General features: G+C 71.7%; 19 protein-coding genes. 1 reads left to right on the top strand and 18 read right to left on the bottom strand.

Annotated elements, in window-relative coordinates; translation table 11 throughout:
• Window positions 1–104: 104 nt before the first annotated feature.
• A complete protein-coding gene (locus tag ACH414_RS14980) occupies window positions 105–1493 on the top strand; it encodes an FAD-binding oxidoreductase (protein WP_398942040.1) in 1389 nt (462 codons plus the stop codon).
• A 34-nt stretch (window positions 1494–1527) separates the two neighbouring features.
• Here the strand turns inward: ACH414_RS14980 and ACH414_RS14975 are convergent, their stop codons facing one another.
• The 18 genes from ACH414_RS14975 to ACH414_RS14890 all read right to left on the bottom strand — a co-directional run bounded on the left by ACH414_RS14975 (window position 1528) and on the right by ACH414_RS14890 (window position 21826).
• Window positions 1528–2154: a LysE family transporter gene (locus tag ACH414_RS14975; protein WP_386565514.1), complete on the bottom strand. Its 627-nt coding sequence runs from the start codon at window positions 2152–2154 to the stop codon at window positions 1528–1530.
• Window positions 2151–2432: a DUF2087 domain-containing protein gene (locus tag ACH414_RS14970; protein WP_382533003.1), complete on the bottom strand. Its 282-nt coding sequence runs from the start codon at window positions 2430–2432 to the stop codon at window positions 2151–2153. Before ACH414_RS14970 ends, ACH414_RS14975 begins: the two co-directional genes overlap by 4 nt.
• 50 nt (window positions 2433–2482) lie before the next feature.
• Window positions 2483–2761, bottom strand: coding sequence for an antibiotic biosynthesis monooxygenase family protein (locus tag ACH414_RS14965; RefSeq protein WP_382533005.1), 279 nt, complete (start codon window positions 2759–2761; stop codon window positions 2483–2485).
• 89 nt (window positions 2762–2850) lie between these two features.
• Window positions 2851–6579, bottom strand: coding sequence for an amino acid adenylation domain-containing protein (locus tag ACH414_RS14960; RefSeq protein WP_398942037.1), 3729 nt, complete (start codon window positions 6577–6579; stop codon window positions 2851–2853).
• Between the two features lie 159 nt (window positions 6580–6738).
• Window positions 6739–7413 (bottom strand): maleylpyruvate isomerase family mycothiol-dependent enzyme, encoded by a 675-nt coding sequence (locus ACH414_RS14955; RefSeq protein ID WP_382533009.1) that lies wholly within the window; start codon window positions 7411–7413, stop codon window positions 6739–6741.
• A complete protein-coding gene (gene ahcY, locus ACH414_RS14950) occupies window positions 7413–8822 on the bottom strand; it encodes an adenosylhomocysteinase (RefSeq protein ID WP_398942035.1) in 1410 nt (469 codons plus the stop codon). The genes ACH414_RS14955 and ahcY overlap by 1 nt, the downstream gene beginning before the upstream one ends.
• The gene (metF, locus tag ACH414_RS14945) at window positions 8815–9675 is read right to left on the bottom strand and encodes a methylenetetrahydrofolate reductase [NAD(P)H] (RefSeq protein ID WP_398942033.1); all 861 of its coding nucleotides are present in this window, start codon (window positions 9673–9675) and stop codon (window positions 8815–8817) included. Before metF ends, ahcY begins: the two co-directional genes overlap by 8 nt.
• Window positions 9672–13139, bottom strand: coding sequence for a methionine synthase (metH, locus tag ACH414_RS14940; protein WP_398942031.1), 3468 nt, complete (start codon window positions 13137–13139; stop codon window positions 9672–9674). Before metH ends, metF begins: the two co-directional genes overlap by 4 nt.
• A gap of 10 nt (window positions 13140–13149) precedes the next feature.
• Window positions 13150–14133 carry a carbohydrate kinase family protein gene (locus tag ACH414_RS14935; RefSeq protein WP_382533016.1) on the bottom strand — a complete coding sequence of 328 codons (984 nt, stop codon included), beginning with the start codon at window positions 14131–14133 and terminating at the stop codon, window positions 13150–13152.
• Window positions 14134–14144: 11 nt separating this feature from the next.
• Window positions 14145–15353 carry a methionine adenosyltransferase gene (gene metK / locus ACH414_RS14930; RefSeq protein ID WP_398942028.1) on the bottom strand — a complete coding sequence of 403 codons (1209 nt, stop codon included), beginning with the start codon at window positions 15351–15353 and terminating at the stop codon, window positions 14145–14147.
• Window positions 15350–15595, bottom strand: coding sequence for a phosphopantetheine-binding protein (locus ACH414_RS14925; RefSeq protein ID WP_382533020.1), 246 nt, complete (start codon window positions 15593–15595; stop codon window positions 15350–15352). Before ACH414_RS14925 ends, metK begins: the two co-directional genes overlap by 4 nt.
• Before the next feature lie 13 nt (window positions 15596–15608).
• Entirely contained in the window at window positions 15609–16073 is a 465-nt protein-coding gene (acpS, locus tag ACH414_RS14920) for a holo-ACP synthase (RefSeq protein ID WP_391769340.1), read from the bottom strand.
• A 1-nt stretch (window position 16074) separates the two neighbouring features.
• Entirely contained in the window at window positions 16075–16962 is an 888-nt protein-coding gene (locus tag ACH414_RS14915) for a hypothetical protein (protein WP_398942027.1), read from the bottom strand.
• Window positions 16963–16992: 30 nt separating this feature from the next.
• The gene (locus ACH414_RS14910) at window positions 16993–17886 is read right to left on the bottom strand and encodes a diiron oxygenase (protein ID WP_386565528.1); all 894 of its coding nucleotides are present in this window, start codon (window positions 17884–17886) and stop codon (window positions 16993–16995) included.
• A 97-nt stretch (window positions 17887–17983) separates the two neighbouring features.
• On the bottom strand, window positions 17984–19027 hold the full coding sequence (locus tag ACH414_RS14905) for a class I SAM-dependent methyltransferase (protein WP_386565529.1): 1044 nt from the start codon (window positions 19025–19027) through the stop codon (window positions 17984–17986).
• The gene (locus ACH414_RS14900; protein ID WP_382533030.1) at window positions 19024–19866 is read right to left on the bottom strand and encodes a class I SAM-dependent methyltransferase; all 843 of its coding nucleotides are present in this window, start codon (window positions 19864–19866) and stop codon (window positions 19024–19026) included. Before ACH414_RS14900 ends, ACH414_RS14905 begins: the two co-directional genes overlap by 4 nt.
• A gap of 79 nt (window positions 19867–19945) precedes the next feature.
• Window positions 19946–20509, bottom strand: a complete 564-nt coding sequence (locus tag ACH414_RS14895; protein ID WP_382533032.1) for a MaoC family dehydratase — start codon at window positions 20507–20509, stop codon at window positions 19946–19948.
• A 135-nt stretch (window positions 20510–20644) separates the two neighbouring features.
• A complete protein-coding gene (locus ACH414_RS14890; protein ID WP_386565532.1) occupies window positions 20645–21826 on the bottom strand; it encodes a trans-sulfuration enzyme family protein in 1182 nt (393 codons plus the stop codon).
• Between the last annotated feature and the right edge of the window lie 78 nt (window positions 21827–21904).

The following is a 21904-nucleotide window of genomic DNA, read 5'->3' as shown; positions in this document are numbered from 1 at the left end:
GCAAGGATGCCGAGGCGCCGGTCCGGGAGGCGGGGTGCCACGCCGAGGGGGAGACTGAAGGGGTAGCGCGGCCGGCCGACAGGGGTGCCCTGGAGGAGTGGGTCATGGGCGGTACGGCTGTGGAGACCCTGCGCGAGTCCCTGCGCGGCGAGGTGCTCGGGCCCGAGGACGCGGGGTACGACGAGGCCCGGACGGTCTACAACGCGATGATCGACCGGCGGCCCGCGGTGATCGCGCGGTGCGCGGACGTCACGGACGTCCGCGCGGTGGTGCGCCACGCCCGCGCGAGCGGCATGGACCTGACGGTGCGGGGCGGCGGCCACAGCGGCGGCGGACTCTGCGTGGCGGACGGTGCGCTGATGCTCGACCTGTCGGGGATGCGGTGGGTGCGGGTGGACCCGGAGGCCCGGACGGCCCTGGTGGGCGGCGGCAGCCGGCTCGGGGACCTGGACCACGAGGCGCACGGCTTCGGGCTCGGGATCCCCGCCGGGGTGATGTCGACGACGGGCGTGGGCGGCCTGACGCTGGGCGGCGGGCACGGGCACCTGACCCGCGCGTACGGCCTGACGATCGACAGTCTGGTGGCGGCCGACGTGGTCCTGGCGGACGGTTCGTTCGTGACGGCCTCGGCGGACGAACACCCGGACCTCTTCTGGGCGTTGCGCGGCGGCGGCGGAAACTTCGGGGTCGTCACCTCGTTCCGGTTCGCGCTGCACCCGGTGGACACGGTGGGCCTGGCGGTGACGCTGTGGGAGCCGGAGCACATCGGCGCGGTGCTGCGCTGGTACCGGGAGTTCCTGCCGGCGGCGCCCGAGACGCTGAACGGCTTCTTCGCGACGCTGGCGGTGCCGCCGGCGCCGCCGTTCCCGGAGGAGATCCACGGGAAGCGGATGTGCGGCGTGGTGTGGTGCCACACCGGCACGGCGGACGAGGACGAGCTCGCCAAGGCCTTCGCGATGGTCGGCGACCCGGCCCCGCCCGCCTTCCACTTCGCGACGCCGATCCCGTACCCGGGAATCCAGGCGATGTTCGACGAGCTGATCCCCAAGGGCCTGCAGTGGTACTGGCGGGGGGACTTCTTCGACCGGATCACCGAGGGCGCGATCGACGCGCACCGCACCTTCCTGGAGGCCCTGCCCACCGACCTGTCGACGATGCACCTCTACCCGGTCGACGGCGCGGCCCACCGGCTCGGCCCGATGGACACGGCCTGGGCGTACCGCGACGCGGTCTGGTCCGGCGTGATCGGCGGCATCAGCGCCGAACCCTCCGAGGCGGACCGCATCCGCGACTGGGCGGTGGGCTACTGGGACGCCCTGCACCCCCACTCGATGGGCGGCGCGTACGTCAACTTCCTCGGCGCGGACGAACCCCCCGACCGCGTCCGCGCCACGTACCGCGGCCACTACGACCGACTGGCCGACGTGAAGCGGACGTACGACCCGGACAACGTCTTCCACCACAACCAGAACGTCAGGCCGGCGCAGGGCTAGCCGGCTCGCCCCGGCGTCCGGTGGCGCGCATGCCCTACCCCACCAGCCGCACCGCCAGCACCGCGATCAGCGTGCTCGACGCCAGGGCCGTCGTCAGGCGGCCTCGGGGGCCGGTGAGGGTGCGGCCCAGGAGGGAGCCGCCGGTGGTCAGGAGGAGTTGCCAGCTGGCCGAGGCGGCGAGGGCGGCGGCGACGAAGGCGGTGCGTTCGAGGAGGGACGCGGGGGCCGCCGGGCCGGTCGCGAGGATCAGGGCGGCGAAGTAGATCACCGTCATGGGGTTGAGGATCGTGATGCCCAGGAAGGTGGCGTAGGCGCGGGCCGGGGTCAGCGGTTTCGCGCCGTCGTCGCGGGAGGCGTGGCTGCCCGAACGGTACGAGCGCAGCGCCGTCCGTGCCGCGCGGGCCGCCAGGGCGATCAGGACCAGCGCCGAGAGCCATCGCAGGGGCGTCATCACCGGGGTGAGCAGCGGGACCAGGGCCGAGCCGCCCGCCACCGCGAGGAGGGCGTAGACGCCGTCGGCGGTGGCGACGCCCAGGGCCGCGGCGGCGCCGGTGCGCCAGCCGGTGCGGGCGGTGACGGCGACCAGGTAGGCGCCGACCGCGCCGACCGGGATCGCGATGCCGTAGCCGGCGAGGAGCCCGGCCAGGGCCGCGGCCGTCATGCGACGGCGGAGGTCGCTCCTGCGGGGACGCCGGGCTGTCGCCGGTAGGCCGAGCCGTCCTTGGTCCGGGCGAGCTGCCCGCCGATCACCAGATAGCGGCGCAGCGCCGGGAAGTCCGCGTGCACGGTCTTCAGGGCCTCGTTGACCTCGCGCTCGCTGTAGACGCGGGCCGGCTCGAAGAGGGTGGCGGCGAGGTGGTCGAGGAGCGCCGCACGGCGGGCGGGCTTGCGCGGGATCGCCTTGAGGCGCCCGTCGGCGGCGAACAGGTCGGAGGTCATGCGGTGAAGGGTCGCGCCGGCGGCGGCCGGCCGCAAACGAATTTGCGCCGCTACTTCACCATGACGTTGGTGAGCGGCTCGATCCTCGGCATCAGCGGCGGCATCCCCGTCTCCTGGAAGATCGGCATCGCCTTCTCCACGAAGGCCTGGAAGGCCTCCTCCGAGTCCCAGAAGTCCACGATCCGCCAGCCGCCGGTCCCGTCGGGTCCCGCCGCGTGGGCGATGAAGCCCGGCGGCGGGAACCAGGACGTGGAGCTGAGCCTCTCGTGGGTGCGCTCGTACATCTCCTGGCTGCCGCCGGGGATCTCGACGGTGACGATCACGGCCATGCTGGTGCTCCCGTACGCGTGGAGGGGCGGGGTCCCGACCAGCACACCAGCCGGTCCCCCGCCCCGCACCGCGGCCGGGCCCGAAAGGGCTACCTCCCCAGCCGGTAGCGGATCTTCTTCACCAGCTCCTTCAGGTCCGGCTCCCGCAGCAGGCTGTAGTGGTCGGCGTCCAGCTCCACGACCGTCGGCGGGCGGGCGGACCAGCCGCTCGTGCCCTCCAGGAAGGAGTAGTCGTCGCCCTGCGCCTTGAAGATCGTCACGGGGCAGGAGACCTTCCGCTCGGTCAGCTCGCGGAAGGTGTACGTGAAGTCGAAGGTCTGCTCCACGATCGCGATGATCCGGGCGATCAGCTCCGGGTCGAGGGCCGGGAAGCGCTCCGCGACGTACGCGGCGAACGCCTCCGCGTCCTTCGCCGGGACCTCCGCGAGGGCGCCGGCGAAGACCGAGTACAGGATCCGGGTGAAGCCCGGGTTGTCGTACGAGGCGCCGGCCGCGGCCGACTCCGTGCGGACCTTCGGGGAGCCCGGCGCGATCAGGAACAGGTTCTCCACCTGCTCGCCCGCCGCCTCCAGCAGGTGCGCCGACTCGAAGGCGACGCGGGCGCCGAAGGAGTAGCCCCACAGGGTGTACGGGCCGGCGGGCTGCCGTCGGCGGATGGCCGCCACGTCGGCAGCGGCCATCTCTCGGATGGTCGCGTACGGCACCTCGCCCCGGTTGATGCCGTGCGCCTGCACCCCGTAGAACGGGCGGTCGATGCCGATCCGCTCCGCCAGGAAGCGCAGGTTCATCGTGTAGCCGCCCAGGCCGGGCCAGCAGAAGACGGGCGACTGGGCGCCGTCCGCGTGCAGCCGGACGAGGCGCGAGGCGGGGGTCGCGGCGGCCCCGTCCACGCGGTGGGCCAGCTTCTCGATGGTGGGGCACTCGAAGAGGATCTGGAGCGGCAGCGTCCCCGCCCCGAACTCCTTGTTGATCTTCGAGATGAGCGCCACCGCGATCAGCGAGTTCCCGCCGGACTCGAAGAAGTCGTCCCGCACGGAGACCGCCTCGACGTCCTCGTACGTGAGCGCCGCCGCCCAGATCCCCGCGATCCGGGTCTCGGTGCGGGTGCGCGGCGGGACGTGCGGGCGCCCGTGCAGACCGGCGTTGACGACGGCGAGCTCGCCGAGGGCCCTGGTGTCGACCTTGCCGTTGGCGGAGTGCGGCAGCCGGTCGAGGACGACGACCCGGTTGGGGATCATGTAGTCGGGCAGGTGGTGGACGAGGTCGTCGCGGATCATCTCCGCCGGGCCCTTCATGTGGACCGTGTCCTCGTACATGCCCTCGCTGAGCCGCTGCTCCTCGCTGACCCGGCCGCCGACGAAGAAGTACGAGGGGCCGGTCGGGCGGCCCGAGGCGGCCAGCACCTCGTCCATGCGGCGGGCGGCCGGCAGCGGGTTGCCGGACATGGAGCTGTAGCCGGAGGACATGAACCCGAGACCGTGGTCGCCGAGTTGCAGTCGCTGCAGGGCGCGGCCCAGGTCGATGTAGGCCCGCCAGGGCTCCGCGGTCCGGCTGATCGCCGTGATGCCGAGGCTCGCCCGCTCGTACACCGCCTGGTTGATGGCGATCACGTGCTTGCGCTCCACCAGACCCGGGGCGTCCAGGAGCGTCAACTCCCCGTCGCCATAGGCGTACTGGCCCCCCGCCAGGCCCGCGATCCGGCCCGGGTGCGCCTGGACGTAGAGGTCGACCTCCGCCTCCTGCACGGACTGCTCGTCGTACGGGACCAGCTCGAAGACCCCCAGGTCCGCCGCGTCCCCCGGCGCCCCGCCGCGCAGCGGGCGGATGCCGAGGCCAAGCGGCGGCAGGATCTCCTCGAACAGGCCCACCATGTGGCCCGTCTCGATCTCCAGGACCTCGCGGATGTTGTTCCGGTAGACCGGTTCGATCGCCTCACGCTTGCCGCGGAAGCCGAAGCGCACGAGGGGGTCTCCCTCGGCCGTCCCCGGCTCCGTCAGGTACAGCCGGTGGTGGACCGGGTGGTAGTAGTACGTGCCGGGCTCCAGGCCCGCGACGCCGCGCACCTCCACGTACAGCTGGGTCGCGTACAGCGCGCCCGGCGAGGCGTAGCCGTACTTCGGCAGCAGCCGTTCCTCGCTGGTGAACTGGCCGAACCAGCGCAGGATCCCGCCCAGGTCGGCCGCGGTGAGGGTGCCGACCGGCCGGGAGCCGATGCCCTCGGGGCGGCGGGCGAGGGCGGCGAGGACGTCGGCGCGGGAGACCGGGCCGCCCTCGTAGAAGCGGTAGGTCTTGCGGGCGAAGACGGTGCGCCGCATCCGCTCGGTGGGGGTGCGGCCGGGCAGGGTGACGACGGGGCGGCCGGCGAGGGCGGCGGCGTCGAGGGTGCCCGCGTTGGACAGCTGCGCCTTGACCTGGAGCTTGGACTCCTTGGACTGGTGGTGGGCGCCGTGGTTGCCCTGGTCCATCAGGGCGGCTTCCTTCGGGGAGAGCTCGACGCAGGCGACCAGGTTCTGGAAGCCGGTGCGGGGCTCGTTCTTGACGATGACGGCCGCGGACTTCACCCAGTCGTGGTTCTCGATGGCGAGCGCGATCTCGTCGAGCTCGACGCGGAAGCCGCGCAGCTTGATCTGGTTGTCGGCGCGGCCGGCGAAGGAGACGGTGCCGTCCTCGTTCCAGGTGGCCAGGTCGCCGGTGCGGTAGAGGCGTTCGCCGTCCTCGGCGGTGACGAAGCGCTCGGCCGTGAGCTCGGGCCGGTCCAGGTACCCCCGCGCCACCTGGACCCCGCCGATGCACAGCTCGCCGTCGCGTATGTGGAAGCTCGTCTCGTACGCCGGTCTTCCGATGGGGACGGCGGAGGGCCCGTCGGCGACGGTCGCCCGGTCCACGGTGTGCGAGGAGGCGTTGATGGTGCACTCGGTCGGGCCGTACAGGTTGACCAGCTCGGCGTCCGGGAGCTCGGCGAGCAGCTGCACCGCGAGGTTCCGGGAGAGGATCTCGCCGCCCGAGTAGACCCGGCGCAGACTGGTGCAGGAGCCGAGGCGCTCGGTGTCGACGAGGGCCTGGAGGAGGGTCGGCACGCCCTGGAGCATGGTGGCGCCGTACCGCCGTACGGTGTCGATCAGGCCCTCGGGGTCGCGGTAGACGCCGGGCGGGCCCATGGCGACGCGGGCGCCGACGGCGCAGGCGAGGATCTCCCACTGGGCCGCGTCGAAGGACATGGGGGTCTTCTGGACGACGACGGCGTCCGGGCCGAGCCCGTGCTCGGCGCCCATCCAGCGCATCTGGGCGGCGATGGAGCGGTGCTCGATCATGACGCCCTTGGGCTTGCCGGTGGAGCCCGAGGTGTAGATGACGTACGCGAGCCGGCCGGGGTCCAGGTCGGGCTCGGCGAGGGGCTGCTCCTCGCCGGCCGTGCGCCAGGCGTGCCGCACCGCGTCCTTGAGGGTGACGACGGTGGTGCCGGGCGGGGCGAGCTCGGTGACGCGGTCCCGGAAGCGCTCCTGGGTGAAGACGAGCCGGGCGCCGCTGTCCTCGATCATGTAGCGCAGGCGCTCCTCGGGGTACTCCGGGGAGAGCGGGACGTAGGCGCCGCCGGAGAACAGCACGCCCCAGGTGCCGATCACCAGTTCGAGTGAGGGTTCGACGAAGACGCCGACGCGGTGGTCGGGGGCGACCCCCGAGGTGCGGAGGTAGTCGGCGAGGACGGCTGCGCCTTCGTGGAGCTCGCGGAAGGACAGCGAGTCGTCGCCGAAGACGACGGCGGGGTCGTCGGGGCGTCGTGCCGCCTCGTGTTGCAGGAGCCGGTCGAGCGTGGACATGCGGTTCCCTTCGTCTGCGGGTCCGCCGGGGCGATGCGCGGGCTGAGCGGGCCGGGCGGGTGCCGGCCGGTGGGGGGTTGTGCCCACCCGTTCCGCCTGGGGGTACCCCCAGACGGAGTTTGGGGGAGGAACGCATGCCCACAACCCCGCGAGCGGCCCTCAGCGGTAGATGAGAAGTTCCTGCTCCGTCGCGCCCGTGAGTTCGTAGCGGGTCCTTACCAGCGGGCGTCCCGAATAGATCCGGATCAAGGTCGCCGCGTCCCCGTGGAAACGGGCCGGCGGCCGGCCCTCGATCTCGTTGCCGAGGTCGACCTCGACGTCCCGGTCCGCGAGCACCCCCACCAGACGCGGGGTCTCCCGCTTGCGACTGGTGACGGAGAGCAGCGGCAGGGCCAGGTCGAGGGCGTCCCCGCAGTAGGCGCCGGGCTCCCCGAAGGCCTCCCGTACGTCTCCGGCGTGGACCCACTCGCCGAGCGCGACGGCGTCGAGCCTGCCGTCCTCCCGCTCGGCGATCACCGGCCCCGCCTCGGTGAGACCCCGCTCCAGCTCGTCGAGGACCCGGCCGAGCGGCCAGTCCTCCCGCTCGGCCACGTCGCAGGCGTTGGCCTCGGGCAGGAACACGCCCTCCTCCAGGCGCCCCTCGACGATCCGGACGAGCGCCGCCCCGCAGTGGGCCAGCACCTGCCGGGCGGTCCAGCCCGGGCAGGCGGTGCGCAGCTCGAACGCCTCGGGGGGCGTCCGCCGCAGCAGCGGCATCAACAGGTCCCGCTCCGTCCTCAGGAGGCGGTCCGGGAGCCAGGGGTCACGTCTGTCGCGTTCGGCTTCGGTACACATCAGTAGCGGTAGTGGTCGGGCTTGTACGGGCCCTCGACCGGAACGCCGATGTACGCGGCCTGCTCCGGGCGGAGGGTGGTCAGCCGGACGCCCAGGGCGTCGAGGTGCAGCCGGGCCACCTTCTCGTCGAGGTGCTTCGGCAGCGTGTGGACGCCGACGGGGTACTCGGCGGTCTTGGTGAAGAGCTCGATCTGGGCCAGGGTCTGGTCCGCGAAGGAGTTCGACATCACGAAGGACGGGTGGCCGGTCGCGTTGCCCAGGTTGAGCAGGCGGCCCTCGGACAGCACGATGACGACCTTGCCGTCGGGGAAGGTCCAGGTGTGGACCTGCGGCTTGACCTCGTCCTTCACGATGCCGGGGACCTTGGCCAGGCCGGCCATGTCGATCTCGTTGTCGAAGTGGCCGATGTTGCCGACGATCGCCTGGTGCTTCATCTTGGCCATGTCCGAGGCCATGATGATGTCCTTGTTGCCGGTCGTGGTGATGAAGATGTCGGCGGTCTCGACGACGTCGTCCAGGGTCGCGACCTGGTAGCCGTCCATCGCGGCCTGGAGGGCGCAGATCGGGTCGATCTCGGTGACGATGACGCGCGCCCCCTGGCCGCGCAGGGACTCGGCGCAGCCCTTCCCGACGTCGCCGTAGCCGAAGACCACGGCGGTCTTGCCGCCGATGAGGACGTCGGTGGCCCGGTTGATGCCGTCGATCAGGGAGTGGCGGCAGCCGTACTTGTTGTCGAACTTCGACTTGGTCACGGCGTCGTTCACGTTGATCGCCGGGAAGAGCAGCGCGCCCTCGCGGTGCATCTCGTAGAGGCGGTGGACACCGGTGGTGGTCTCCTCCGTCACCCCGCGGATGCCAGCGGCGATGGTGCCCCAGTCAAGGGTGCTGTTCTCCAGCAGGGCCCGCACCACGGCGAGTTCCTCGTTCGACGCCTCCGGCAGGGCGCCGGTCTTCCGGTACTCCACACCCTGGTGGACGAGGAGCGTGGCGTCGCCGCCGTCGTCCAGGATCATGTTGGGGCCGTCGGCGCCCGGCCAGGTCAGCGCCTGCTCGGTGCACCACCAGTACTCCTCCAGGGTCTCGCCCTTCCAGGCGAAGACGGGGATGCCGGCGGCGGCGATCGCGGCGGCCGCGTGGTCCTGGGTGGAGTAGATGTTGCAGGACACCCAGCGGACCTCGGCGCCGAGCGCGACCAGCGTCTCGATGAGGACGGCGGTCTGCACCGTCATGTGCAGCGAGCCCGTGATCCGCGCGCCCGCCAGCGGCTGCCGCTCGGCGTACTCGCGGCGGATCGCCATCAGGCCGGGCATCTCGTGCTCGGCGAGGGTGATCTCCTTGCGGCCGAACTCCGCGAGGCCGATGTCGGCGACCTTGTAGTCGGAAAACACGGCGTCATTGAACTCAGACACGTGCGGGGCTCCTTGAGGCTTGGACCGATCGGTGGATTTCGAGGGCCGCGGTGGACCTGTTGAGCGTGATGTAGTGCAGGCCCGGGGCGCCCTCGTCGAGCAGCCGCAGGCCCATCCCGGTCGCGTGCTCGACGCCGATGCGGTACGCGGCGGCGGGGTCGTCCTTCGCCGCCTCCAGGCGGTGCGCCAGGTCCTCGGGGAAGGCCGCGTCCGACAGCTCGGCGAAGCGGCGGATCTGCCGTACGTCGGTGGCGGGCATGATCTCCGGGATGATCGGGGTGTCGCAGCCGGCCGCGGCGACCCGGTCGCGCAGCCGCAGGTAGTCCTCGGGGTCGAAGAACATCTGGGTGATCGCGTAGTCGGCGCCGGCCCTGCACTTGGCGACGAAGTGGGCGAGGTCGCTCCGCGCGTCGGCCGAGCGCGGGTGCCCCTCCGGGAAGGCCGCCACACCGATCCGGAACTCCCCCAACGACCTCACGAGCTCGACGAGTTCGTAGGCGTACGTGAAGCCGTCCGGGTGGGCGGTCCAGGGCCCGCGCGGATCGCCCGGCGGGTCGCCGCGCAGCACCAGCACGTCCCGCACCCCGGCGTCCGCGTAGGCGCCGATGATCGCCCGCAGCTCGGCGACCGAGTGGCCGACGGCCGTCAGATGGGCGACGGGCCGCAGCGTGGTCTCCGTGACGATCCGCTGGGTGACCTCGATCGTGCGGTCGCGGGACGAGCCGCCCGCGCCGTACGTCACGGAGACGAAGTCCGGCGCGAGGGCCTCCACCCGCCGGATCGCGTCCCACAGGGTCTGCTCGCCCCTGTCGGTCTTCGGCGGGAAGAACTCGAAGGAGAAGGTCGGGTTCACTGGCGTCGACCCCCCGCGTTGAAGTAGCTCGCCTCCGGGTGGTGCACGACGAAGGCGTCCGTCGACTGCTCGGGATGCAGCTGGTACTCCTCCGACAGCTCGACCCCGATCCGCTCGGGCCGCAGCAGCTCGGCGATCTTCGCCCGGTCCTCCAGGTCGGGGCAGGCCGGGTAGCCCAGGGAGTAGCGGCAGCCCTGGTACTCGGTGCGCAGCATCCCCTCGATGCCGGCCGGGTCGGCCCCGGCGATGCCCCACTCGGCGCGCACCCGCCCGTGCCAGTACTCGGCGAGCGCCTCGGCCAACTGCACGGACAGGCCGTGCAGTTCGAGGTAGTCGCGGTAGGAGTCGGCGGCGAAGAGCCGCGCCGTCTCCTCCCCGATCCGCGAACCGACCGTGACGACCTGGAGGGCGATCACGTCGACCTCGCCGGAGTCCTCGGCGCGGAAGAAGTCGGCCAGGCAGAGGCGGCGGCCCCGCTGTTGGCGGGGGAAGGAGAAGCGGGTCCGCTCGCCTCCGTCCTCGTCCAGGACGATCAGGTCGTCGCCCTTGGACACACAGGGGAAGTAGCCGTACGCGACGGCCGCTTCGAGGAGGTGGTCCGTCTGCAGCCGGTCCAGCCAGCCGCGCAGCCGCGGCCGGCCCTCCGACTCGATCGTGGCCGCGTCCTTGAGACCCCACTGGCCCTTGAACAGGGCGCCCTCGTCGAGCCAGGAGGCGTACTCGGCCAGCTGGACGCCCTTGACGACCCTCGTCCCGAGGAACGGCGGCTCCGGTACGGGGTTGTCGGCGGCCACGTCGGAGCGCCCGGCCGGCTCCGGCTCGCGCACCCGAAGGACGGGGGTCTCGCGCTTCGGCACCCGGCGCTGCTTGAGCTCCGGCAGGGCGGCCCCGGGCACGCCGCGCTTGACCGCCATGAGGGCGTCCATCAGGCGCAGGCCCTCGAAGGCGTCGCGGGCGTAGCGGACCTCGCCCTGGTAGACCTCGTGCAGGTCCTGCTCGACGTACGCCCGGGTGAGGGCGGCTCCGCCGAGGATGACGGGGAAACGCTCGGCCAGGCCGCGGCCGTTCAGCTCCTCCAGGTTCTCCTTCATGATCACCGTGGACTTGACCAGCAGGCCCGACATCCCGATGACGTCGGCGCTGTGCTCCTCGGCGGCCTCCAGGATCGCGGAGACCGGCTGCTTGATGCCGATGTTGACGACGTTGTAGCCGTTGTTGGAGAGGATGATGTCGACGAGGTTCTTGCCGATGTCGTGGACGTCGCCGCGGACGGTGGCCAGCACGATCGTGCCCTTGCCCGCCGCGTCGGACTTCTCCATGTGGGGTTCGAGGTGGGCCACGGCGATCTTCATGACCTCCGCGGACTGGAGCACGAACGGCAGCTGCATCTGCCCGGAACCGAAGAGCTCGCCGACCGTCTTCATGCCGTCCAGGAGCACGTCGTTGACGATCTCCAGGGCGGGGCGCCCGGTGAGCGCCTCGTCGAGGTCGGCCTCCAGACCGTTCTTCTCGCCGTCGATGATCCGGCGCTTGAGACGCTCCTCCAGCGGCAGCGCCAGCAGCTCCTCGGCCTTGCCGGCCCTGAGGGACTTCGCGGTGGCGCCCTCGAACAGCTCCAGGAGCCGCTGCAGCGGGTCGTAGCCCTCGCGGCGACGGTCGTAGATCAGGTCGAGCGCGACCTCGACCTGCTCGGGCTCCAGGCGGGCGATCGGCAGGATCTTCGACGCGTGCACGATCGCCGAGTCCAGGCCGGCCTTGACGCACTCGTCGAGGAAGACCGAGTTCAGCACGATCCGCGCGGCCGGGTTCAGGCCGAAGGAGATGTTGGACAGACCGAGCGTGGTCTGGACGTCCGGGTGGCGCCGCTTCAGCTCGCGGATCGCCTCGATGGTGGCGATGCCGTCCTTGCGGGACTCCTCCTGGCCCGTACAGATGGTGAACGTGAGGGTGTCGATCAGGATGTCCGACTCGTCGATCCCCCAGTTGCCGGTGAGGTCGGCGATCAGCCGCTCGGCGACGGCGAGCTTGTGCTCGACGGTACGGGCCTGGCCCTCCTCGTCGATGGTCAGCGCCATCAGCGCCGCCCCGTGCTCCCGCGCCAGCGCGGTGACCCGCGCGAAGCGGGACTCGGGTCCGTCGCCGTCCTCGTAGTTGACCGAGTTGATGACGGCACGCCCGCCCAGCTTCTCCAGGCCGGCCCGCAACACGCCGACCTCGGTGGAGTCCAGGACGATCGGCAGGGTGGAGGCGGTCGCGAAGCGCCCCGCCAGCTCGGCCATGTCGGCGACGCCGTCGCGGCCCACGTAGTCCACGCACAGGTCGAGCATGTGCGCGCCCTCGCGGATCTGGTCCCGGGCCATCTCCACGCAGTCGTCCCAGCGGCCCTCCAGCATGGCCTCGCGGAACTTCTTCGAACCGTTGGCGTTGGTGCGCTCGCCGATCGCCAGGTACGAGGTGTCCTGGCGGAACGGCACATGGCTGTAGAGCGAGGAGGCGCCCGGCTCGACGACCGGGTCGCGCGGCGTCACGGCCGCGCCCCGCACCCGTTCCACGATCTCGCGCAGGTGCTCGGGGGTGGTGCCGCAGCAGCCGCCGACCAGCGCCGGACCGTACTCCCGTACGAACGCCTCCTGGGCGTCCGCGAGTTCGGCGGGCGTCAGGGGATAGTGGGCGCCGTCCGAGGTGAGCACCGGCAGGCCGGCGTTGGGCATGACGGAGACGGGGATCCGGGCGTGCCGGGACAGATGGCGCAGGTGCTCGGCCATCTCGGCCGGCCCGGTCGCGCAGTTGAGGCCGATCATGTCGATGCCGAGCGGCTCCAGCGCGGTGAGCGCGGCGCCGATCTCGGAGCCGAGCAGCATGGTGCCCGTCGTCTCGACGGTCACCTGCACGATCAGCGGCAGGTCGAGGCCGCACCCCTCCAGGGCCCGGCGGGCACCGACGACGGCCGCCTTCGTCTGGAGCAGGTCCTGCGAGGTCTCGATGAGCAGGGCGTCTGCGCCGCCGAGGAGCAGGCCCTCGGCGTTCTGCCGGTACGCCTCGCGCAGCGGCTCGTAGCCGATGTGCCCCAGGGTCGGCAGCTTGGTGCCGGGGCCCATGGAGCCGAGGACCCAGCGCGGGCGCCCGTCGGCGGCCGTGTGGGCGTCGGCGGTGGCGCGGGCGATCCGGGCGCCCGCCTCGGACAGCTCGTGGATCCGGTCCTCGATGCCGTACTCGGCCAGGGCGGCCAGATTGGCGCCGAAGGTGTTGGTCTCCACGCAGTCCACGCCGACCGAGAAGTAGGCGTCGTGCACGGAGGCCACGATGTCGGGGCGGGTGACGTTGAGGATCTCGTTGCAGCCCTCGAGCTGCCGGAAGTCGTCCATCGTCGGGTCGGCGGCCTGGAGCATGGTGCCCATCGCCCCGTCGGCCACCACCACCCGGGTGGCGAACTCCTCCCGCAGTGAACGCCTGCCGCTACTCACGTCAGCCCCCTCATGACAGTCCCCTCAGGTGGGTGAGCAGCGAAGCCGTGCAGCCCACTCCGTACGTCGTCCGGATCCGGTCGAGCAGCGGATCCCGGTGCAGCCGGTACTCCTGCGTCCCCACGTAGTCGAGGACGGTCGCGGCGACCGCGCAGCCCAGCTGGGCCGCGCACCGCTCGGGCACGCCCCACAGCGTTCCGGCGAGGAAGCCGGCCCGGAAGGCGTCGCCCACGCCCGTCGGGTCGACCACGCCCGCGACCGGCACCGCAGGCACGGCGAGCGGAGCACGGCCCTCGCCGCGGATGCGCACCCCGGCCTCGCCGTGGGTGGTGACCCAGGTGCCGACGCGGCGCAGCACCTCCGCCTCGGGCCAGCCGCTCTTCTCCAGGAGCAGAGCGGTCTCGTACTCGTTGGTGAACAGGAAGCGCGCCCCGTCCACCAGCTCCCGCACCTGCCCGCCGTCGAGCCTCGCCAGCTGCTGCGACGGGTCGGCGGCGAAGGGGACCCCGAGCTCGCGGCAGGTGCGGGAGTGCCGCAGCATGGCCTCGGGGTCGTCCGGGGAGACCAGGACGAGCTCCAGGCGCCCCGTCCGGGCCACGACCTCCCGCAGGTCGATCTCGCGGGCCTCGCTCATCGCCCCGGCGTAGAAGGTGGCGATCTGGTTCTGCGCCCGGTCGGTGGTACAGACGAACCGGGCGGTGTGGAGCGACTCGCTGACGCGCACCGAGTCGGTGTCCACCCCGTGGTCCTTCAGCCAGATCCGGTACGGCTCGAAGTCGGCGCCGACCGCGCCCACGAGAACGGGACGCAGGCCGAGCACGCCGAGCCCGAAGGCGATGTTCGCTGCCACTCCGCCGCGCCTGACCTCCAGGTTGTCGGCGAGGAACGACAGGGAGACCCGGTCGAGGCGGTCGGCGAGCAGCTGCTCGCTGAACCACCCCGGGAAGGTCATCAGATGGTCGGTCGCGATGGATCCGGTGACAGCGATGCGCATTCCCGCTCCCCTCAGATCCCCGCGGCCTTCTTGAGCGCCTCGACCCGGTCGGTGCGCTCCCAGGTGAACTCCGGCAGCTCCCGGCCGAAGTGCCCGTAGGCGGCGGTCGCCGCGTAGATGGGCCGCTTCAGGTCCAGGTCGCGGATGATCGCGGCCGGCCGCAGGTCGAAGACCTCGGAGACGGCCTGCTGGATGCGCTCGTCCGGGAGTGCGCCGGTGCCGAAGGTCTCGACGAAGAGACCGACCGGCTCGGCCTTGCCGATCGCGTACGCGACCTGCACCTCGGCCCGGCGGGCGAGCCCGGCGGCGACGATGTTCTTCGCCACCCAGCGCATCGCGTAGGCGGCCGAGCGGTCCACCTTCGACGGGTCCTTGCCGGAGAAGGCACCGCCGCCGTGGCGGGCCATGCCGCCGTACGTGTCGATGATGATCTTCCGGCCGGTGAGTCCGGCGTCGCCCATCGGGCCGCCGACCTCGAAGCGCCCGGTCGGGTTGACCAGGAGCCGGTAGCCGTCGGACTCCAGGGTCACGCCCTCCTCGACGAGCTCCTTGAGGACGTGCTCGACGACGTACTCGCGCACGTCCGGGGTGAGCAGTCCGTCGACGGAGACGTCGGCGGCGTGCTGCGAGGAGACGACCACCGTGTCGAGCCGGACCGGCCGGTCGCCGTCGTACTCGATGGTGACCTGGGTCTTGCCGTCGGGCCGCAGGTACGGGACGGTCCCGTTCTTGCGCACCTCGGTCAGCCGGCGCGACAGGCGGTGGGCCAGCGCGATCGGCAGCGGCATCAGCTCGGCGGTGTCGTCGCAGGCGTAGCCGAACATCAGGCCCTGGTCGCCGGCGCCCTGGGCGGCGAGCTCGTCCTCCACGCCCTCCACCCGGGCTTCGTGCGCGGTGTCCACGCCCTGCGCGATGTCCGGCGACTGGGCGCCGATGGACACCGACACACCGCAGGAGGCGCCGTCGAAGCCCTTCGCGGAGGAGTCGTAGCCGATGTCGAGCACGGCGTCGCGCACCAGCTGGGCGATCGGGGCGTACGCGGCGGTGGTGACCTCGCCGGCGATGTGGACCTGACCGGTGGTGATCAGGGTCTCCACGGCGACCCGGGAGGACGGGTCCTGGGCGAGCAGGGCGTCCAGGATGGTGTCGCTGATCCGGTCGGCGATCTTGTCGGGGTGGCCCTCGGTCACGGACTCCGAGGTGAACAGGCGGCGGCTCATGCCTGCACCGCCGCCTTGAAGAAGTGCTGCTCGATGGCGGCGAGGGTGCGGATGGAGTCGACCTCCAGGGTCTCCATCTGGATGGCGGTGCCGCTCTCCTGCTCCAGCAGGAAGACGAACTCGACGAAGGACAGCGAGTCGATGAGCCGGTTCTCGATCAGGTCGAGGTCGGGCGCGATGTCGTCGCGCTCCGGGTGGCGCTCGAGGATCCAGTTCTTCACCGTCTGCAGGCCGTCGGCCATGATGCTTCTCCTTTTAGCTACTGCTGGTGCTTGGAAGGGGGGTGGGGGCGGAGGGGGTGGGGGCGATGATCGGCGCGGCGACCGCGACCGCGTAGTCCACGTCGTGGCTGATGGACACGGTGATCTCGGAGATGCCGGACTCGGCGGCCATGTCGGCCGCGGGCCCGTGCAGCTCCACCAGCGGCCAGCCGCCCTCGGAGCGCCGTACGACGATGTCCGGCCACGGCAGGAACCTGCCGCGGACGCGTAACGTCTTGAAGGCCGCTTCCTTCGCCGCGATCCGCCCGCACAGGCTCAGCACGTCGAGCCCGCCGGAGGTGCGGCAGTCGTCGAGTTCACCGGGGGTGAGCATCCGCTCGAAGAACTTCTCCCCGTACTGCGCGAGAAGCCTGCGGACACGGTTGACGGACACGATGTCCATGCCGAGGTTCGCCCAGCCCAGGCCGCCCGCCGGCGGGGCCACGGGACGGGCCGGCACGTCAGATCACCGGCCCGGCCGCGACACTCGCATCGGCCCGCAGGCGGGCGTTCGCGTCGAGCACCGCCCGGGTGGCGGACTCCCAGCTGCCGTGGCGCCGGGTCAGGGCCGAGAGCCAGCGCTCCAGGCCGAAGGCGACACAGCTGGTGAAGGCCGGCGCGCCGGTCGACTCCAGGGTGATGTCGCAGCGGTCGCCGAAGAAGTTCCGGTGCGTGTTGACCGACGCGATGGCCAGGTCCTCGTACAGGAACTCGTACTTCACCGGCGTGAGCCGCTGGAGCACGGCCTTCGACGTCCCCTTGTCGAAGAAGGGGTCGCAGGCGGCCTCCTTGCGCAGCGGCAGGTCGAGCGCCGCGGCGAAGGCGTGGATCCTCGCGGTGAACGAGGCCAGGTGCCGCTCGGCGTGCGTCTGCGCGCCGATGGCCACGATCTCCCTCATGCGGAAGCCGAGCTGGCGCCGCATGCCCTCGTAGTGCGTCTCCTTGCGGTAGCACCAGGAGCAGATCGTGACGAGGGTGTCGTCGGCGACCCGGGTGCCCTGGTGGGTCAGGTAGACGGCGTAGCAGGACGCCGAGGGCAGTCCGAGCGCGGCGGGTTCGAGCGCGGCGGTCGGAAAGCGGCCGGTGTCGGCGGAGATGGGGTCCGTCGTGCGTCGCTCCAGGTCGAGCGAGGTGGCGACGACGGCCTGGTGGGGGAAGTTGTCGTAGTAGTCCAGCTTGGCCAGGTCGGCCGCCGGGAGCAGCGGGGGCATGGTCATCGGACGGGCGCCCGCGGCCACCCCCCAGCCTTCGAAGGTGTCGTCGAGGAGCCGCAGCAGGCGGGTCCCCTCGGGGCCCAAGGCGGGCAGGCCCCTGGTCTCCCCGACGGTCTCGGGGCTCGTCAAGGTCATGGTCTCGTCACCTCTCGGGTGGGAGCTGGTTCAGACGACGGGAAGCGTGTCGTCGGTGAAGATCCCGGTCTTCAGGAAGAAGGACAGCGGCTTGCGGATCGCCTTGCGCTCGTGCGGCCGGCGGCGCTCGTCGGCGACGAGGGCGTTGCGCAGCGCGAGGGGGTCGGGGATGCCGGCGTCCCGGTACACGTGGGGGTTGTAGAGGGAGTTGGTGCTGTAGACGACGTACCGCTTGAGGTACGCCTCCACCTCACGGACCCGCTCCGCGCCGACGGCCTGGCACATGCGCTGGTACAGCAGCGAGACCAGCTCGCGGCCGAAGGCGATGTGGCGGGACTCGTCCTGGTGGTGGATGCGGTTGACCTCGCGGATGGTGTGGCACAGGGAGTCGTCCTTGGCCATCCGGGAGTTGTAGTGGTCGACCAGCTCCTCGAAGAACAGGATGCGGGTGAAGACCAGGAAGTTCTCGACCTCGGGCTCCCAGGCGGCGTCGGCGCGCATGGCGGTGGAGCCGTAGATCTTGTTGCCGTAGCGCCGGCAGAACTCGGAGAAGAACCACATGTGTTCGTTCTCCTCGCCGATGAAGTGGTGGAAGAAGTCCGACGGCACTTCGAAGCCCGGCATGTGGATGCGGCCGACGACCTCGATGAGGAGTTCGCGGATGCCGTGCACATTGAGACTGTAGAAGTTGACGGACTCCCACTTCGAGAGGCGCTGAAGCGTTTCCTCACCGAGGGTGTCGAAGTGCTCGGTGCCGTAGACGGTGAGCAGCTCCGGCGTCATCCAGTACCGGTCCTCCTCCAGCGTCTCGGGCCACTGGAAGGTCTGGTACGGGTTGTAGTAGTCCTCGACGGAACGCTCGCTGAGGCGCTCCAGGACCTCCATGAACCGGTCGGTGACGGGCAGCGGGGCGGTGGCGCCCATGGTGTGACTCCTCGGGACTCGTGGGGCGGTGGGGCTCGGGGCCGGACGGGACCCGGGGAGCCTCAGGGCCGGACTGTTTCGGGCCGCTTCGACCGCGTCAGGGGCGGACCTCGTAGACCGCGTTGACGGGGGTCTCGGTGGCGCGCCGCCAGCGGGTGAAGCCGGCCTCCTCGGCGATGGCCCGGAAGGCCTTCTCGCCGGAGTGGTTGCCGAGCGCGTGCGGGCCGCGCTGGGCGACGGCGACGGGCAGGCACATCACGGCGGACAGCGCCATGAACATGCGGGCCGCGGGGGTCTGGGTGTCGATGTCGGCGGGCGAGACGTTCGACTCGACGAGCATCCAGGTGCCGTCGGCGTCGAGCGACTTGAGCACGTGCGCGGCGGCGGCGACCGGGTCGCCCATGTCGTGCAGGGCGTTGAAGAAGCAGACCAGGTCGTAGCCGGTGCCCGGGTAGTCGTCGGCGGAGGCCACCTCGAAGACGACCCGCTCGGACAGACCTGCCTCCTCGGCGAGCTGCCGGGCGATGCCGATGGCCTCTTCGGAGTAGTCGAAGCCGTACACGGTGGCGTTGGGGAACGCCTTCGCGATGAGCAGCGTGGTGTGGCCGACGCCGCAGCCGACGTCGGCGACGGTGCCGCCGGCGTCCAGCTTGTCGGTGACCTGGTGCAGGGCGGGCAGCCAGTCGGGGACGAGCTTGTGCTCGTAGGTCGGCTGGAAGAAGGAGCCCATGCCGGTGTCGAGGGCCGCGTCGTGCTCGGCCCAGCCGACGCCGTCGCCGGACCTGTACGCCTCGACGAGCAGGTCCTCGGTGGCGTACAGCGCCTTGAGGGCGGTGAAGAAGCCGGCGGCGAAGGTGACGGCGGTGGGGTCGGCGAGCACCTCGACGTGGTCGGCGGGCAGCGTGTACGTGAGGGAGCTCGGGTGCCGCTCGACGTACCCGGCGGAGAGCTGGGCGTGCAGCCACTCCTCGATGTACCGCTCGTTGGTGCCGGTCTTCGCGGCCAGGTCGGCCGGGGTCAGCGGGCCGTGCTCGGCGAGCGCCTTGTACAGGCCGAGCCGCTCGCCGAGGGCGACGGTCAGGCCGCGCACGGCCGCGCCGGCGTCGGTGATGACTCTCTGGTGGAAGTCGTGGGCGCTCATGCGGCCGTCTCCTCCTCGTATCCGGGCAGGTCGCAGGTGAACAGGAAGGAGCGGGGCACGCGGGGGACGTCGCGGGCCGGCACCGGGTAGGGCCAGCGGTCGAAGTCGGCGCCGGGCTCCCCGGGCTGCTTGACCTCGCGTACGGCCCAGCCGCAGGCGTCGAGCAGGGCCTCGGGCTCCTCGGTGCCGAAGAGCCAGGGGTTGCCGTCCTCCTTGAGCGCGTTCATGAAGGTGCGGGCGAGCGGGTTCTCCAGGGCGGCCCGGGAGATGACGTCGCCGAGCAGCACGGAGCCGGGAGCCGCGTGCGCGGAGAGCGTCGAGATGAGGGTCCGTACGGCCTCTTCCGGCAGGAAGAACAGCAGCCCCTCGACGACCCACAGGACGGGCTCGTCGCTCTTCCAGCCCGCCTCCTTGAGGGCACCGGTCCAGTCCTGGGTGAGGTCGACCGGGATCGGCACGCGGGTGCGGCCGGCGGGCTGCGGCTCGTCCTTCAGCATCTCGGCCTTGGCCTCCAGGAGGGCCGGGCGGTCGAGCTCGTAGACGGTGACGCCGTCGGGCCAGGGCAGCCGGAAGAACCGGGTGTCCATGCCGGCGGCCAGGAAGACGACCTGGCGGATGCCGCGCTCCTCCACCGCCTTGACGATGGCACGGTCGAGGTAGGTGGTGCGGATGGCGAGGAACGGCACGATGCCGCCCCCGTCGTAGCGCTCGAGCAGTTCGAAGCCGGTCTGGTCGGCGACGGTGCGCGCGTAGGGATCGGCGAACAGCCGGTCCTCGCGCTCGGTCTCCAGGGCGCGCGCTGCGGCGGTCCACTGGGCGGTGCGGGATACGGCCTCCACAGGAGGTCCCCCTTCACTTGGGTTGCGGGAGTTACGGACGGCCGTGCTCGGGTGCGCCTGTGCGCGTCGGGCGCGCGCGTCAGGCGCTCATGGCCACCGCGGGGGCGCTCTTCGCTTCGCCCGCCTGCGTGCGCGGGCGCGTGCAGCACCCGGCGGGGTCCTCGGCCGCGGGCATCGACGACTGATGGCCGGCCTCGGTCCCGGCGGGGCGGCGCCGGAAGATGCTGTGCAGGATCATGCTGAACACGGCCGTCCCGTCGGCGGCCACCAGCGTGCAGCGCGGCTTGACGGTGCCGCTGGTGCGGTTGAACGGCGACGGAGTGGCGCCAAGGATCTCCACGCGTGCCGTGAGGACGTCCCCGGGGCGTACGGGACGCAGATAGCGGACCTCGTCGATGCCGGGTGAGCCCATACAGGCGCTGTAGGCGAGCAGTCCGTCGACGTAGCGGCGCATGAACATCGACTGGGTGTGGAAGCCGCTGGCGATCAGACCGCCGAACTGCGATTCCTCGGCGAGCTCGGGGTCCGTGTGGAAGGGCTGCGGATCGAAGCGCCTGCCGAACTCCAGCACCTCCTCCGCCGTGACGGTGACGGTGCCCAGCTCGTGGATGTCGCCGGGCCGGAAGTCCTCGAAGTAGCGCATCGCGCGCCCCCCTTGACCTAGGAGTGTGGTCGTTCCGTTGTTCCTTGGCACGATCCAATCTACGAATCAGTCATTTATTTTGTCAACCCAAAAGAAGCCGGAAGAAGGTCCAAGTCGGCGCATCCGCGCAGGTCTTCACCGTCCCGCGGCGGTCAGCGCCGCCTCGATGTCGGCCCACAGGTCCTCGACGTCCTCGATGCCGACCGACATGCGCACCAGACCGGGTGCGATTCCGGCAGCGACCAGGGCCTCGGCGTCCAGTTCGCGGTGCGAGGTGGACGCCGGATGGGTCACCAGGCTCTCCACGCCGCCCAGGGAGAGCGCGAGCTTCGCCACCCGCACCCGCTCGATGAAGGCCCGCCCCGCCTCCCGCCCGCCGGCCGGCTCGAAGGAGAGCAGCCCCCCGCCGGCGGAGAGCACCTTGCGGGCCGTCGCGTACGAGGGGTGGTCCGCCAGCCCCGGATAGTGCACGGCGGCCACGTCCGGGCGCGCCGCGAGCCGCTCCGCGAGGACGGCCGCGTTGGCGCAGTGCTCCCGCATCCGCAGCGGCAGCGTCGGTATCCCGCGCAGGGTCAGCCAGGCGGCGAACGGGTCCGCGCAGGCGCCGAGTTCGACCGTGCGCGGCCACACCGCCCGGCGCAGCGCGTCGTCGGCGAAGACGGCGGCGCCGCCGAGCACGTCGGAGTGGCCGGCGAGGTACTTGGTGGTGGAGTGCACGACGACGTCCGCGCCCAGCTCGATCGGGCGGCACAGCACGGGCGAGGCGAGCGAGTTGTCGACCAGGCCGGTGACCCCGAGCCGGCGGGCCGCGGCGAGCAGCCCCGGCAGGTCGGCGACCTGCCCGGTCGGGTTGGCGAGGGTCTCCAGGACGAGCAGCCGGGTGGCCGGGTGCACCGCCGCCCGCTCGAATTCGGCCACGTCGTCCCCGGAGACGTACACGACCTCGATCCCGTACCGCCGGGCGAGATCGGCCAGGACGGCGAAGGTCCCCCCGTACAGGCACCTTTGCGCCACCACCCGGTCTCCCGGCTTGAGCAGGGCGAGCAGCACCCCGCTGATCGCCCCCATCCCGGAGGCGAAGGCGATGGCGGAGGCGCCCCCTTCGAGCCCGGCGAGGGTCTGCTCCAGGGCGCGTACGGTCGGGTTGCCGCGACGGCTGTAGACGTACTGCCCGTCGGGGCCGGCCATCGCATCGGCGAGCCGGTCGGCGGAGGAGAAGGCGAAGGCGGACGACTGGACGAGAGGGACGGAGAGCGGCCAACTGCCGTCCCCGAAGCCGTGGTTGGAGACGTGGACGGCACGCGTGTTCAGTTCCATGTGCAAAACCCCATTCTCTGTCTGCGTACGGGAAAGGGGCCGCCCGGCGTCCGTGGCTGACGGACGTCGGGCGGCCCC

Origin of the sequence: Streptomyces sp. NPDC020422, from assembly GCF_044386705.1 — a bacterium.
GTDB lineage: Bacteria > Actinomycetota > Actinomycetes > Streptomycetales > Streptomycetaceae > Streptomyces.
Note: the sequence above shows the minus strand (reverse complement) of the source record. Positions and strands in the feature narration are given on the sequence as shown.